Annotated in this window: 9 protein-coding genes and 1 pseudogene; 8 read left to right on the top strand and 2 right to left on the bottom strand. The window is 69.3% G+C overall.

What is annotated here, in order from left to right; translation table 11 throughout:
• Positions 1-334 (bottom strand): SUKH-4 family immunity protein (locus tag GUY60_RS20200; RefSeq protein WP_512700838.1); only part of this gene is annotated, 334 nt, incomplete at its 3' end.
• A gap of 237 nt (positions 335-571) precedes the next feature.
• Here GUY60_RS20200 and GUY60_RS20195 point away from each other — a divergent pair.
• From GUY60_RS20195 to GUY60_RS40085, 7 genes and pseudogenes are all read left to right on the top strand, one after another.
• Positions 572-946, top strand: a complete 375-nt coding sequence (locus tag GUY60_RS20195) for a hypothetical protein (protein WP_161699832.1) — start codon at positions 572-574, stop codon at positions 944-946.
• Between the two features lie 264 nt (positions 947-1210).
• Positions 1211-5221 (top strand): toxin glutamine deamidase domain-containing protein, encoded by a 4011-nt coding sequence (locus GUY60_RS20190; protein ID WP_246235331.1) that lies wholly within the window; start codon positions 1211-1213, stop codon positions 5219-5221.
• Between the two features lie 80 nt (positions 5222-5301).
• On the top strand, positions 5302-6306 hold the full coding sequence (locus GUY60_RS20185; protein ID WP_246235320.1) for a hypothetical protein: 1005 nt from the start codon (positions 5302-5304) through the stop codon (positions 6304-6306).
• A gap of 28 nt (positions 6307-6334) precedes the next feature.
• Complete coding sequence (locus GUY60_RS20180) at positions 6335-8275, top strand: ATP-binding protein (protein ID WP_161699828.1); 1941 nt, start codon at positions 6335-6337, stop codon at positions 8273-8275.
• Positions 8276-8333: 58 nt separating this feature from the next.
• The gene (locus GUY60_RS20175) at positions 8334-9650 is read left to right on the top strand and encodes an SUKH-4 family immunity protein (RefSeq protein ID WP_161699826.1); all 1317 of its coding nucleotides are present in this window, start codon (positions 8334-8336) and stop codon (positions 9648-9650) included.
• A gap of 55 nt (positions 9651-9705) precedes the next feature.
• On the top strand, positions 9706-12000 hold the full coding sequence (locus GUY60_RS20170; protein WP_161699824.1) for an amino acid adenylation domain-containing protein: 2295 nt from the start codon (positions 9706-9708) through the stop codon (positions 11998-12000).
• Between the two features lie 312 nt (positions 12001-12312).
• Positions 12313-12693, top strand: a pseudogene (locus GUY60_RS40085) (WXG100-like domain-containing protein); the annotation flags it as partial.
• 350 nt (positions 12694-13043) lie between these two features.
• Here GUY60_RS40085 and GUY60_RS39750 read toward each other — a convergent pair.
• Entirely contained in the window at positions 13044-14084 is a 1041-nt protein-coding gene (locus tag GUY60_RS39750; RefSeq protein WP_223178709.1) for a hypothetical protein, read from the bottom strand.
• A gap of 25 nt (positions 14085-14109) precedes the next feature.
• Here GUY60_RS39750 and GUY60_RS38535 point away from each other — a divergent pair.
• The coding region (locus tag GUY60_RS38535) for a toxin glutamine deamidase domain-containing protein (protein ID WP_312866361.1) at positions 14110-15911 on the top strand (1802 nt) is incomplete at its 3' end.

The raw sequence follows: 15911 nt of genomic DNA, 5'->3' as shown, positions 1-15911 counted from the left end.
ACGGGCGTGCGGGCCCTTCGTCCGGCTCCGGTTCGCCCTCGGTGCCGGTCTCGGCGTGCTTCTCCTCGTACAGCCGGGCCACTTCCTCGACGGGGAGCGCGGGCCAGGTGGAGAGTTCGCCGGTGCGCCGGTCCACCACGGCGGTGGCGGCGTCGACTTCGGCGGGCGGGCGGCGTTCACCGCTCTCGGGGTCGCGTTCCTCGGGCGGCGGCGCGCCCCACACGACCCAGCCGAGCGAGAACTCGTGCGTACGGACTTCGCGGCGCATCGCGGTGGGGGCGTCGCCGTTGAGCCAGCCGTCGGCCGCCGCGAGGGCCTGCTCCTGTGTGGTCACTCGCTGCTCCTTGGGAGGCTGCCTCGTATCCGAGGTGTTCTTGTGAGGGTCGTGTGACGTCGGGAACCGCGTCGCTCCACGCCTCGGTCGTAAGGGCCGTTGTGGGCTGTTGTGACGCTTCGGTGTCAACTGACGGTTGACCCTAATCGACCGGTGTGGTGGGCCGTTCACGGGAGTTAGTCTGAAGCGGCGACAGTCTTACGCGAGGTCATGTACGCGAGTCATGGGGGAGCAGTTGTGACGGGTTTCCGCGCTGATGCCAAGGTCCTTAAGGACGAGGGCTTCAACATGTTCGAGGTCGGACAGGACTGGGGCAAGGCCGCCAAGGCGCTCCAGGAAGGCCTCACCGCTCTGGAGAAGGGCGACACTCCCCCGTGGGGCGATGACGACCTCGGCGAGAAGTTCGGCGTGGTCTACGAGGGCCTGCGGGACGGCATGTTCGAGTCGATGAACAGCCTCGCCGAGCGCATCGCCGGTATCGGCGTGAAGTTCACGGAGATGGGCATGCGGCACGAGCAGGGCGAGCTCGCCCAGGAGGAGAAGTACGCACAGCTCACCTCGGAGCACGACGCCTCGGGCGGCGCGGGCGCCCGGGGCATGCAGTCGGTCTGAGGCCGGTCTCCCGGCGCCGGTGGCACTGACACCGGCGGGCCGGGCCCGGTGCCGTCGACGCTCCACCGCCGGTCGCGCCACCGCGCGTTCGGACCGGTTGTGCCGCGTGGGCTTGTTGGAGCTGTCCTGTGACATTCGGCCGCTGGCGGTGTCACAGGTGATGGTTAGGCTTTGGCTACCGCTGTACGGCGTGTGACCCCTTGGTGTGTCCAAGTGCCGGGTCCACGGGCGGTGGTCGCGAATCGGGGGTGTGCTGCTGTGTCGATGATGTTGCCGGACGAGCTCGAGTGGGTGCTCGAGATGCTCGGCTTCACCTGGCCTACCGCTGACGAGGACAAACTCGTCCAGAGCGCGGAAGTCTGGGAGAAGTTCGCGTCCGATGTGGCCGAGCTGCACGCCAACGCCAACAGCAGCGCCTCCACTGTCCTGGCGAACAACGCCGGTGACGCTGTCGACAAGTTCAAGAAGACGTACGACAAGTTCGACAACGGCGGCGACGGGTACCTCCAGAACGCCTCTCAGGCGGCCACCGTCATCGGCATGGCACTGCGCGGCGCGGCGATCCTCGTCGTCAGCTGCAAGGTCGCGGTCATCGTCCAACTCATCGCCCTCGCCGTACAGATCATCGCCGCGGCGGCCGCCTCCGTCGTCACCTTCGGCCTCTCCAACGCCGCATCCCTCGCCACCACCGCCATCACCCGCGTCACCGTCCGGCAGATTCTCGACACACTCAAGGACGCGCTGATCGAAGCCGCCATCGAGTGCATGAAGGAACCGGCAGTCTCCGCGCTCGAAGCCATGATCACCGACCTGACGCGGCAGTCCGTCAACGTCGGCTTCGGCGCCCAGTCCGGCATCGACATCTCCGAGACCGTCAAGGCCGGCGCCGAAGGCGGCTGGGAAGCGATCAAGCAGACCCCCCAGACGTTCCTCGAGAGCGTCCGCGACAGCGTCGGCAGCAAGGCCGGCGGAGCCGCCCGCCGAGGCGCGGAGAACTTCGCCGACAGCGGTCCGCTGGGCAGCAACCCGTCGTCCATGAGCGCCGAAGCGGGTACGGGACCGGAGTCGGCCTCGGACGCCACGGACCCCGCATCGGACACGGCGAGCGACTCCGACTCCTCGTCGGACGGCCCGAGCGTCAGCAGTACGGTCTCGGCGGACACCGGCGGCGACGGCCCCGACCTCGGGGACGGTCCGGGCTCGGACTCGCCGTCGAACTCCGACGGGCCCTCGCTCGGCGACTTCAACGACGGCTCCGACAACTCCCCGTCGTCGGGCCAGAATTCGAACTCGGACAGCGGCGGTAACGGCGGCCCTAGCAACTCCAACCCGGGCGGCATCACCTCGCCCAACGCACAGTCGGGGCCCACGCCTTCGGCGTCCGACAGCTCGCCGTCCTCGAAGGACGGCCCCAACATCGGCACGCAGGTCAACAGCCTCGCCTCGTCCGCGCCGACGGTCACCAACTCGGCGCCGCCGCCCACGACTTCGGACTCCTCGCCGTCGCGCGGTGACAGCAACAACGCGATGCCCACCTCGCCGAACTCGCCGTCGACGGGCGACTCGGGTTCGCGCAACTCGCCGAGCCAGGGCGGCTCCTCGCAGTCCGGCGGCAATACGGCGACGAGCCCGAACCCCTCGAACTCGGCGCCCCCGCGAAACAACCCGTCGGCGAACCCGGGCACCCAGACGCCGGGCGGCACGCCCTCCTCGCCGAACCCTTCGAACCCCGGCCCTGGCACGACTCCGCGCCCGACCCCGGGCGACGGCTCCTCGGGCACGCCGGGCGGGCGGCCGTCCGTACCGCAGCAGAACACGCCGGGCGGTGCGGCCACCCCGGTGCACACACCGGGCGGCAACTCGCCGGGTGGCAACTCGCCTGGAGGCAACTCGCCGGGTGGCAACCCGCCGCAGCACTCGCCGGGCAACCCGGGTACGCCGAACGCCCCGAGCAACCCGGCGACGCCGAACACTCCCCCGCAGGCCCCGGCGAACAACCCGCCGCAGCAGGCGACGCCGGGGCCGGTCGTGGTCCCGGTGCACACGGTGACGACGACGGCCACGCCGCAGACGCCGGACCTGTCCAACCAGTCGAATCAGTCCAACCAGTCGCCCGGCGCGCACAACGACAACGGCAACAACAAGGACGACGACTCCAAGTCCGAGCCGACGCCCGCCTCTTCGACCCGCGACAACACTCCGCCCGGCGGCGTCAACGACCCCTCCCGCAGGGAGCAGAACGCGCTCGAGAACTCCGTTCCCCGGGACGAGAACGGCGACCCGACGCGCCCGCCGAACCCGGACGACGGCAACTGGGTCGAGCGCATCAACGGCAACGGCACCGACACCCCCGGCCGCAGCAACAACTGTGTCGACACCGCCCTGTCCACGGTCGACACCTTCGCCGGCACTCCTACGGCGGCCGGTGCCCGCACGCCCGACCTGGACGCGGACGGCAACCCGTCCGACCGGGGCGAGCGCGGCGGCCGCGACCGCATCGAGAACACACTCGGCGCCCGCTTCAACGACATGGGCAACGGCCGGGACGCGTACAACCGCCTGGAGAACACCCTCCGCAAGGGCGGCCACGGCTCGCAGGCCGTGATCATCACCCAGGACGCCAACGGCCGCGCCCACGCGTGGAACGCCGTCAACCACAACGGCAAGATCACGTACATCGACGCCCAGTCGGGCCAGCGCAGCCCGAACCCGCTGCACAGCGGGAAGAACGGGGTCTTCGCGATTCCGCTGGGGGCGGACCGGCGTCCGGTGACACCCGGCAACGACAACCGGTCCCGCAACGACTCGGGGCAACGCCCCGAGGCCAACTCGCCCGCACGGTCCGACCGGAGCAGTCCCGAGCGCCCCGCGGACACCCAGCGCAGGCCAAACGCGGAGCCCGCCGGGGCCAAGCCGGACGACTCGAACTCCAAGGACAAGGGCAAGGACAACAAGGGCAAGGACCCGGACCCGGAGAACAACAAGGACTCCGACAAGCCGGAGTACTCCGAACCCCACGATCGCGGCGACAGCACCACTTCGGACGAGAGTCGCCGGGTCACCGAAGGCGGTCCCGACAACGGTCTCTCACGCACCCATGAACAGGCGGAGGACAGCGATTCCAAGGAATACGGGATCGAGGCCGACGACCTGCAGAAGGCGCTGCGTGACCAGCGAGATGTGCATCGCGTCGAGCTCGACCGGGTCCATTCCGAGCTCGACAGGTGGGCGGGCTCGGGCGATCTCAATCGAGCCCTGCAGCAGACCGCGCCCGGAAGCGGTGACGGGCCACGCACCTTCACCCGGAACGAACTGAGCACGGCTCTACCCGGATTCGGCCAGCTCTCCCGAGGGGAACAGCAGGCGGTCGTGACCTCGCTCGCCAGGCTCAGCCTCTCCTTCCACCAGCAGCACAGCGTGGGCGTCAACCCTGAGCGGATCGACCGTCCCTACCGAGCGGCCAACGAAGGCGCCCCGGGCGCGGACACCCCGGACCGTGGTGCCAAGCTGTCGAAGCAGTCGCTCGGCGTACGACTGCACCGGATGGCGATCAACCAGCTGTTCAAGGTCGCGGCGTACAAGAACCTCGAAGCTGACGACGCGGCCAAGATCAAGCGACACGGGCCGGACTTCAGTGGCAAGAACTTCGCGGTCCTCGAGATACAAGGCCCCCCGCCGAAGGGGGAAGTGACCTACGTGGTCGAATCATCCGTGCCCGCCAACAAGGAATTGCGTGGTGTTCAGCCACGCCACTCGGAACGACACCTCTTGGAATGGCTGAAGCGTGTCGACCCCGACGGGGACAAATACACTCCCCTCGGTCTCTATACCGAGCGTGAACCGTGCGGCACGGGCCAAGGACACATGAAGTGTTCCGATGTTCTGCTGGATGAGCGATTCAAAGACGTGCCCATCCACTACAGCACCACGTACCGGGACGACCCGAAGGGCGTCGACCAGCGTGATCAGCTGATCGACGACAAGAAGGAATTCCTGAAAGAGCTCAAGGGCCTGCCTGACGACAAAATCAAAGAGAAGATGGCAGAGCGGCTGCAAGAGCATTACAAGGACGACCCGCAGCGACTTGAGAGGACCGCCAAAAGGATCGACGGCAAGTCCGGCGCGGAGCTTCTCAAGTCCATCCGGAACGAACTCGACACGCAGCGCAAAGAGACTCGAACTCCCAAGGAACAAGCCATCACCAAGGAGTTCGACCAGCACATCGATGCCTTGCAGGAGACCTGGAACAAACTGCGTCCTCAACTGACCGCCTGAGATCGCGTCGGTCGCGAGACCGGCGCAGGCGAGCACTAGTCCGGATCAGTCACCCGCAATACACACCTAGGCTGTACCCCATGCCAGATACCATCGACGCCCTCGTTGAGGACCTCTCGAACCAGGACCGTGACGTACGGAAAGCCGCGGAAGACTCCTTGGTCACGCTCGGGCCACCGTGCATCGACCGACTGCTGCCCTACGTCTACGACGGGCAGCCGACGGCACGGCGATTGCGGGCCGAATCCGTGTTCCAGCGCCTGGGAGGTGACGCGCTGCCCCGGCTTCGCGAGATCCGAGCCCAAGGCCCCGGACATCTGCGCGCCAAAGCCCTCACGATGCTGGTCGATCTGGCTGGAGCAGAGTCCCTCGGCGAACGGGACAAGGATGCCGTGGACCGTCTCGTACGGATCAAACTGCTTTCCGAACTCCCGGTGAAGGTCCCTTCGGAAGCGGGCCGCTGGCTGGCGCTGCCGGCGGAACGGTTCGACGACGCGCTATCGGTCCTGGAACTCCATGACCTCAAAGCCGTCACCACCGTCATGGGGGTGGCGGCAGCCACCAAGGCCACTGGTTCCATCTCCTTTCAGAGCGCCAAGGGTGAGAAGCGGACGGCGTACCGCGTTTTCATCACCCCGGAATTCGAGAACTGGCTCACGGGGGCGCGCTGGCGGCTGCTGTGGGGGAATTCATTCCTGGATGAACTCGACGGGTTCATCCTGGCCGGCAAAATCAGCGAGCGGTGCGGCGAAGCACACTTCTACGTCATTGATCCGTACAACGGATCGGAAAGCTGGTACGTGGCACGCGACGGCCGCTCCGTGCGCGGCTACAGCACCTACGCGCATCCGCAGTTCAGTGGAGAGCCGCTGCCCTTCGAGATCGAGCGTCGGGAGGACTCCATGGACGACGAGGAAGAAGCAGCGCTCTACGCCGAGGGCGTTCCCGAGACGCTGACCGCCGCCGACAGCCTCTCCGCCGAACCCGGCCCCATGCTCGCGGACCACACCCACGGTCACGGCTGGCTGGCGACCACGCACGCCGACTGTCCCAACTCCCGCTTCCCGGGCGCCCTGCCCATCTGACCGACCCACGAGTTGAGGACGGACACCCATGACCGACACCGACAACGGCTACCCTCCGCACCCGCACATAGGCGGGCGCACCAACGCCTTGCGTGCGCTTGCCGCTTGGCGCATGGAGTGGCCCGGTTCGCCTCGGGTGCTGGCAGTGACGGGGGACTCCGGCAGCGGCCGCTCCCGACTGCTCACCGGCTTCCTGATGCTCTGCGACCCCGAGTTCCGCAAGCAGTTGTTCCTCGACCAGCTCGACCCGGCCACCGTTCCACCCGAGCTGCCCGCACCCGCGGCGACCAATGCACGTGGGCTGACCGCCGCGCAGTTTCTGTGGGCCCTCGCGGACCACTACGACCTGGACGTGGACCGCGTCGAGGACGTCTACCCCGCGTTGGCCGCGCTGGGTGAGCCCGTTCCGCTCGTCGTCCTCGACGTGGATCAGGCCGGGCCGGTGCGCGCCGCGGACGAACCGGCCGCGCTCGTCCACCAGGTGCTCAAGCCGCTGGCAGCCCTGGAGACCGTGCGTCTCGTGGTCGAGCTGCCCCGGCCACTCGCGGCAGAGCTGGCCGATCAACTGCCGCCTGAGACGGTGCAGGTCATCGACCTCGACACTCCCCAGTGGGCCGACCCGGACGGGCTCGTGCGGCAGGCAACAGCGGCTCTCGACCCTCAATTCGGCGCCCCCGAACTGCCGTTCACTGTGGATACCGACGTGCGGAGCTCACTGGGCACGGCGATCGCGCAGCGGGCGGGCACCAGTCCCCTGGTGGTGCAGCTCGCCGTCCAGTGCGCCCTCACCGCACCCGAGGGTTTCGACCCGGCCGACGAGGAACAGCTGCCGACATCCGTCAGCTCGGTTCTCGACTGGCATGCCCGGCGCATGGGCGCCGACGCGCAGACACTGCGGCACCTGCTCGCTCCGCTCGCCCTTGCCGAGAGCGACGGCATTCCCGTCGATCTGTGGGTCCGGCTCGCCGGCGCCGTCGCCGGACAGGACATGGCTGACACCGTCGCGTCCGGCATGCTCCTGGCCGGGCCGTTCATCAGGCCCGTCAAGGATCCTGAGGACGCCACCGGCCGGCGCATGTCGTTGCGCCTCGCCCACCCCGCGATAGGGGAGGAGATCCGCGCGGCACTGCCCCAGTTGCACACGGCCCAGTCCCGTATCGCGATGGCTCTCCTCGAAGCCGTGCCGCAACAGGACTGGAGCAAGGCCGAGCCCTACATACGCGACCACATCGCGGGACATGCTCTGGCCGCCGGTCTGCTGCCCCAACTCCTCACGGACCCGAGCCTGTTCGTGCACGCCGATCCAGTCGCGTTGCGCGCCGCGGTGGAAGCCGTGCCGCTGGAGTCACTGGGCGCCCCCGCCCTCACGTATCTACGGACCGTCCCTCTGCTGACCCGCAATGAACTGCCTGCGCTGGGGCGCGCCGCACTCCTGGAGACGGCGTTCGTCGAAGACGGTCTGGCGGATTTCGCCGAGGCCGTCCGCCGTCTCGGACTCGAACTGCCCTGGCGGACCCTGTGGACCCTTCCGGTGTCCGGGGTCGACGAGGTCACCATCGCCCAGCTCCCCACGGCCGACGGCGCGGTCCGCCCGGTCGCTGTCGCCGTTGTCCCGGTCGGCACTCCCGGGGCCTGGCAGGCAGGACCGGCCGACGACGAGACCGTCGCTGCCCGCGGGGGCCTGCTCGTACACGACCTCATGCAGTCCTACCTCTATCCACCCGCCGACCCCGCACTCCTGGCCCGCCCCTCCGAGGACGACCGGGCAGCCGGACCCTTCGGGCTCAGCCAGGGTGCGGACTACGTCAGGGTCTGGGACCGCGCCGCCGGGGAACCCGTGGCCGCGTTCCTCTCGGTCGAACCCCTCACCGGAGCCGACCTGTCCCCCAGTGGCGTTCTGATCGTCGCCACACAGAGCGGGGTCAAGGCCCTGCACATCACCACGGACGCGGCACCGATAGCCTCGTAGCCCCGTTCTGCGCAACTGTCGACCGCGACGACCGACCTGTAGCTCGAAGGAGTTCCCCGTGACCAGCCAGGAGCAGGCGCTCGCCCTCGCCGACAGTTGGCTCAACCCTGCAGGTAACCAGGCTCCGCGCCGCGAGGTCCGGATGCAGGAGTTCGACCTCGGCTGGGTGGTGTGGGCCGCACCCGCGGCTCTGGAGCGCGACCCGGAGACGGGAGAGCGCCGGCCGCCGTCCGAGCTCGGTGACGCATGCGGCGTGATCGACCGTCGTACGGGCGAACTGACGATCTGGCCGTCCGTCCCGGTGGACGAGGTCGTGCGCATGTACCGGCAGAAGCACGGCGGCGACGGAGCCACCGGCAGCGGCCGTCCCGCCACAGGACCGGGCAACACCTGCGTGGTCACCTACACCGACGCTGCCGCGGACGACGAGATCACCCTCTTCCGCACCTCTGCTCCCGGGCTGCCGCCCGCCGAGTACCAGGCGTGGTCGGAGCTGCGCCGTCTGGGCATCGCGCCGGAGAACGTCGTCGCAGCGCACACCGACCTCCACCCGAGTCTCCTTCCGGGCGGCTACACGGCGGAACTCCTCAACACCTTCCGCAACGCGGAGCTCTCCAGCTCGCAGCCGTACGGCGCCCGCGCCGAGGCCCGTGCCGAAGGCATCGCCGCCCTCGTCGACCAGGTCGAGCAGACCCACCGTATGGCCGGCCAGCAGCCCCCGCCCCGCCCGCACCGGGTCCCCGTCCCGACCCAGGTGGCGCCGGCCGTGCCGCTCTCCGACGAGGCCCTCGGCGAGCACCTCATCTCCGTCTTCGGCCACGACGGCGTACGCCGCTACGCCCTCGAGGCCGTCGCCGGGAGCCGTCTCCCGGACACCACGAAGGCCACGCTCTCCGAGGCCGGCCTCCCCGCCGACCTGCCCCTGTTCTTCATCGCGGACAACCCCGAAGCACCGTCCGCGGGCGGCCTGTTCGCCGACGTACCGACGAATCTCCGGGAGCGTCGCAGCCCCGCTGGCGAGGAGAAGCTGGCCGTACTCGGCCACCTCGTCCGGATCGGCTTCGACGGCGTCGCCGTCATCGCCGTCCAGGTTCTGCCCGGCTCGACCGAGCCCAACGGCCTCGGGGCGATCTGGGCCATCGACCCGGTCACCGCCGACGCCCGCTACGTCAACATCTCCCTGTCCGCGTACACCCGTTCCCTGGCCCTCCTCGCCGAGACCCGGCAGCGGATGGTCCGCATGAACCCGTACGAGGCGGGCGCGGCGGTGGCGGAACTTCAGGAGCAGCTCGCCGCGCTCGACGCCACGGCGCAGGCCAACCCCGACACGTGGTGGTCGCTGATCGTCGAGCAGATGTGGCACGGGTTGTTCTGAAGGCCCATCCGAGTCAGCCGCGTCAGCAGAGTCAGGAGAGTCAGCCCGCTCGGCCATGAACAGCAGTCGGACACCCGCCCCCTCACCCGTGCCGCCCGAGCAGGCCCTGGTCACGTTGCGGGAGTGGCTGAGCGCCGAGCGGCCCAGGGTCGCGGAGCTGACCGGTCCTGCGGGTTCGGGGCGTACGAGGGTCCTGCGGCAGGTGCACGAAGCCGCCCCGGACTCGGTGTTCATCGATGCCACCGGGCTGACGTCCGAGGACGTCATTCATCGGGTCCTGGCGGCGGCGGGTCTGGACAACCCACCGGAGCGACGGGCCGATTGGGGATACGCGCTCGAGGAGTCCCCGCTCCGGGGCAAGCTGATCGTGCTCGCCAACGCGCAGCGCGCCGGGCGTACGCGGCGCTCCGCCGAGCCTGACCGGATGGTGCACCGGTTCAGCGGTGAGCTGGCGGTGGCCGGGGTGAAGGTTCTCGTCGAGCGGGACCTTCCTGATGTCCGGCGCAGGCACGACCACTTGGTCGTGGCTCTGCCGCCGCTCCCGGCGGATGAGTCCCTTGAGCGTGAGCTGCCCGACGGGGCGGCGGTCGAGGCCCTGCGTGCGTTGGCGCTGGCCGAGCCACGCCGCGTACCCATGGACGTCTGGGCGGAGTTGGGCCGGGCCTGGGAGGTGCGGTCGGGGCGTCAGGTGGATGTCGCCGCGGCATCGCGGGCGGACGGGCTCCTCGATGTGGACGACGAGGGCCGCGCCCTGTTCCGTGCGGAGCACGTCGCAGATGCGCTCCGCCGGAGCGTGGAGCCCGAACTCGTACGCGCGGTGCATCGCGATGTGGTCGAGTGGCTCCGTGGCCGGGCGGCGGACGGGCCCGTGCCGACAAGGCGGTACCTGTCTCAGGGCCTGGCCATGCACGCGGTGCAGGCGGGCGAGTTCGACGCCGTGCAGCGCTCCGGCCGGCTGGTGGCGCACATCGATCAGGTGGCGCTGATCGACGCGGCGCGCGCCGACCGCTCCTACGTCGTCAACGGCGATTCACCGACCGGTGACGCGGTCAACTTGTGGGCGTCCGGCGTCGATTCGCTGCCGCAGGACGAGTGGGCTTCCTGGCTGCACCTGATGAGCACCGTACGCGGCGACCATGAGACGGCCGCCGAGATCGCGGCTGCGGTCGCGGCGTCGGACCGACAGCTTCCGTGGCGCGTGCGCTGGGCGCACTGGCGGCCTCCGGGTGCGGTGGGCGCGGAGTTCGTACGGCCCGGCCCGCTGGCGAAGCCGTACCTCGCCCCCGAGGAGTACCGTCCCGGCCGGCCCACGGTGATCGCCGAGGGCGAGTGGAACGACCGCTACCAGGCCTGGGACGTGCGGACCGGCGAACAGGTGGCCGGGCCGTGGCCCGATGCGGTACCCGATCCGGGGCAGCGCGAGGACCTGTGGCTCCCGGACGGCGACCGCGATGTCACTCCCGCTTGGGTCGACCTGACGGTGTTCGACGCCTTGGAGCCGTCCTTCGTCGCGGGGCAGGTCGCGGTGGGCGAGGTCGCGGTCGGCGATGCCGCGGTGGGCCATGTCGTGGTGGGCGATGTAGTGGTGGTGGCCGGGCTCGGGGGGATCTTCGCCGTGGACGTTCATCCCGCTGCCGACGGGGCCGGGCTCACCGAGGTGCACGGTGAGCCGATGTTCGACGATCCGGTGTGGTCCCCCGTCCCCTACGACAGGGCCCCGCAGGGCGACGGGCTGTACGCCGCGGGCCTCTTCGAACCCGGTGTCGTACGTCTCCTGCCGAAGGACCGCGTCCCGCGAGGCCTGACCGACACCGAGTCCCTGCGGGTACTCACCGAGGCGGGGCTGCCGGCTGTCGAGGCGGTCGAGATGCGGTTGCTCGCGCTGGACGAACAGGGTCTGGCCGAAGCGGACTCCGACGACTTGGACTCCGGCGAAGGGGATGGGGACTACGGCTCGTCCACCTCCGCGTACTACCGGCTCGGCCAGTGGGTGACCAGCGATGTGGTCCTGAACGGTTCGACCGGAACGGTCCATCTCCTGGGCGCGAACGACTGGGTCAGCGACGACGAGTTCGACGACTTCTTCTTCGACGAGGGGGAGGACTCGGGCGCCGAAGACCAGGACGGGGACGAAGTCCAAGGCGGTGCCGGGCTGTTGATCGCCGGCAGCCTGACCGCCTTCGTCAAGCTGCTCCAGCAGTACCTGGTGACCCGCTGCATGCTGGCCTCGGCCGGCTACCGGCGCGAACGCGAGGAGATCAGGGACAGCCTGTCGGGCACCCTGTCCGAGATCGATGCCGCAGGGGCCGCGTCGGGCGCCTGGACCACCGGCTTCACAGAGACCGACTGACACCGACGGGTACCGGCTGACACCGACTGACACCGACGGGCACCGGATGTGCGAGAACTCGACCACGCGGTGTGGTCCGTCGACGCCCAGGGTTCACACGCCAAGGCATGGCCGTACGCATTGCACAGCAACTGAACACTGCGCGAACTCCCCTCACGCCCCGCCCTGTTGAAGCCTTCCTGTGACACTTACGCACCCCCATAGCCCGGCGGGCTCGGTAAAGTCTGACTGCCGTTGGCTTCGTTCTGCCCTTGGTGCGACGGGGGCCCGCGGTGGACAGTTGCCGGGATACGGGGGTGTGCTGCAGTGTCGATGATGTTGCCGGACGAGCTCGAGTGGGTGCTCGAGATGCTCGGCTTCACCTGGCCTACCGCTGACGAGGACAAACTCGTCCAGAGCGCGGAAGTCTGGGAGAAGTTCGCGTCCGACGTGGCCGAACTCCACGCCAACGCCAACAGCAGCGCCTCCACCGTCATGGCGAACAACGCGGGCGACGCCATCGACAAATTCAAGAAGACGTACGACAAGTTCGACAGCGGCGGCGACGGATATCTCCAGAATGCCTCGCAGGCAGCCACGATCATCGGCGCGGCGCTGCGCGGCGCGGCCATTCTGGTCGTCAGCTGCAAGGTCGCCGTCATCGTCCAACTCATCGCCCTCGCCGTACAGATCATCGCCGCGGCGGCCGCCTCCGTCGTCACCTTCGGCCTCTCCAACGCCGCGTCCCTCGCGACCACCGCCATCACCCGCGTCGCCGTGCGGCAAATTCTTGACGCACTCAAAGACGCGCTGGTCGAGGCGATCATCGAGTGCATGAAGGAACCGGCGGTCTCGGCACTCGAAGCCATGATCACCGACCTGACACGGCAGTCCGTCAACGTCGGCTTCGGCGCCCAGTCCGGCATCGACATCTCGGAAACCGTCAAGGCCGGCGCCAAGGGCGGCTGGGAAGCGATCAAGCAAACTCCGCAGACGTTCCTCGAGAGCGTCCGCGACAGCGTCGGCAGCAAGGCCGGCGGAGCCGCCCGCAGCGGTGCGGAGAATTACGCCAACAACGGGCCGCTGGGCAACAACTCCTCGCCTTCGGGGAGCGATTCGGGTCCGGGTAGCAATTCGAGTACGGGTAACGACTCGGGGTCCAACTCGAACTCGTCCTCCGATTCGAATTCCAACTCCAGCTCCAACTCCAACTCCAGTTCCGATTCCAGCTCGAACTCGAACTCCTCCGACTCGTCGTCGAACTCGAACTCGAACTCCTCGTCCAGCAACTCCGGGCCGAACGTCGGCAGCACCGTCTCCTCGGACAGCGGCGGCGACTCGCCCTCCGGCCCGAACACCGGCCCCGGCCCCAGCTCGGACTCCGGCGGCAGCAACAACAGCCCCGACTCCGGGCCGAGCCAGTACACCGCCCCCACCCGCAGCGACAGCCCCGGCCTGAGCGACTTCGACGATCCAGGGCCGAGCAACTCCTCACCGAGCCCGTCCTCCAGCCCTTCGCCGAGCGCCTCGGACAGCGGCGGCAGCCCCGGCGGTTCCACGCCGAGCGGCGGCAACTCCAACCCGGGCGGCGTCACCTCGCCAAGCCCGCAGTCCGCGTCGCCGAGCCCCGCGCCGTCCAACAGCTCCCCCTCCACGGGTGACGGCGGCAACATCGGCACGCAGGTCGACAGCCTCGCCGCCTCCTCCCCCACACAGACCAACTCCGCGCCCGCACCCACGACTTCGGAACCCTCGACGTCCACACCGCGCGGTGACAGCGGCGGCGGTGGCGGCATGCCGAGCTCTCCGGCACCCTCGTCGACGGGCGGCGACGCGGGCGCGCGTCCGGGTACGAACTCGGGCGGTACGCCGTCCTCGGGCGGATCGGGTACGCCCACGAGCCCGACCAACTCGTCCTCCGCACCGCCGCGCAGCGCCCCGTCGACGACACCGGGTACGTCCACCCCGTCCGCGAGCGGCCCGCCCTCCTCACCGAGCCCCACCTCCTCGGGGCCCGCGTCCACGCCGCGCAGCACGACGCCGAGTGACAGCGGCAACTCCTCCGGTACGCCGAGCGGCCGCCCGTCGACATCCACGCCGGGCACGCCGTCCAACCCGTCCAACCCGTCCGTGCCTCAGCAGAGCTCGCCGAGTACGAGCACTCCGGGCACGAGCACTCCGAGCAGCACCCCGAGTACGAGCACTCCGAGCAGCACGCCGAGTACGAGCACTCCGAGCAACAGCACTCCGGCGTCCAGTACACCCAGCTCCAACTCCCCCAGCTCTACGGACAGTCGGACGCCGGGAACGCACACGAACTCGACATCGACCCCCACGTCGACCCCGAGCAGCACCCCGAGCGCCACCACGCCGGGCACGCCGTCGTCGACGACCCCGTCGAACTCGAACCCGTCCAACGCCGCCACGCCGACGAACACGACGCCAACACCCACGCCCACGCCCACGCCGAGCACCAACGACCGGCCAGGGCAGCAACAGCCCAACGCGAACCAACCGACGTCGACGCCCACGCCCAACAAACAGCCGTCACAACAGCCGTCGCAGCAGTCGCCGACCACAACCCCCTCCGCGACGCCGAACAACCCGGCCGCACCCCGGACCCCGCAGACCACCCCGTCGGACAACGGCAATCCGAACAACCCGGCCGGGCCGAAGAACGACAACGCCAAGCCGGACAACGCCAAGCCGGACACCGCCAAGCCGAACGAACCCGGCGACGACGACAGCACGGACAAGAATGAGAACAAGAACCAGGACGAGAACAAGAACGAGAACCAGGACGACAGTCAGGACAAGGATCCGGACAAGGACCCGGACAAGGACGAGGCCAAGAAGGACACCCCGGACGACAGCCTCCAGGCCATCCGCGACGACCTCGACCACGAGCCGGGCGGCCTCCGCGGCGTCGACCCGGCCGATCAGCAGGCCCTTGAGGACGTCATCCCGCGGAACGAGGACGGTACGCCGCAGCGCTACCCGGACCCGTTCGACAAGGGTGGCTGGGCCCAGCTCGTCAACGACGGCGGCAACGAAGTCCCCGGTCGCGGCAACAACTGCGCCGACTGCTCCCGCTCGCTCCTCGAGACCTGGTACGGCAACCCCACGGTCTCCGCGCCCCGCACGCTCGACCCGGCCCCGAACGGCGGGATCGACCTCCTCAGCCCGGAGGACAACGCCAACGACAACCAGCGCCGCTGGTCCGGCGCTGAGCACACGTACGCGGGTCCGGGCAACGACCCGGACACGCCCCGGCGGATCGAGTACGAACTCCTCCAGGCGGGCCCCGGCTCCGCCGCGATCGTCCAGGTCAACTGGAACGGCGGGGGCGGCCACGCGTTCAACGCCGTGAACCACGAGGGGAAGATCGTCTGGATCGACACCCAGACCGGCCAGGTCAGCCACGACCCGATCCACATCGAGAACGCGTCACACGCCTGGCACATGCCGCTGGACCCGAACGGCGATCCGCTGCACCCGGTACCCAAACCGGACAGCAACAACCAGTCGAACAACCAGTCCAACAACCAGCAGTCGAACGGCGACCAGGCCACCAACGACACCCAGAACGCACAGAACTCTCAGAACGCGCAGAACCCGCAGGACTCGCAGAGCACGAACCCGGAGTCGACACCGGACTCCGACCCTGCGGCTCAACAACCCGACCAGAGCCCGCAGTCCAGCCCGGAAACCACACCGGACACCCCGTCGAACACCGCACCGGACACCGCACCAGACACCGCACCGAACAGCACTGCGGACTCCACCCCGAGCACGACCCCGGAGTCCACGAGCAACGACCCCGCGGGCGACAAGCCGGCCGGCGACCCCGGCAACCCCAGCGACAACAGCAACACCGACGACGCCAACAGCCCCAAGGCCGCCCCGACGACCCCGGACGGGACCACCACCCC

The organism is Streptomyces boluensis (assembly GCF_009908195.1).
Lineage (GTDB): Bacteria > Actinomycetota > Actinomycetes > Streptomycetales > Streptomycetaceae > Streptomyces > Streptomyces boluensis.
This window is presented reverse-complemented; position numbering and strand designations above follow the sequence as displayed.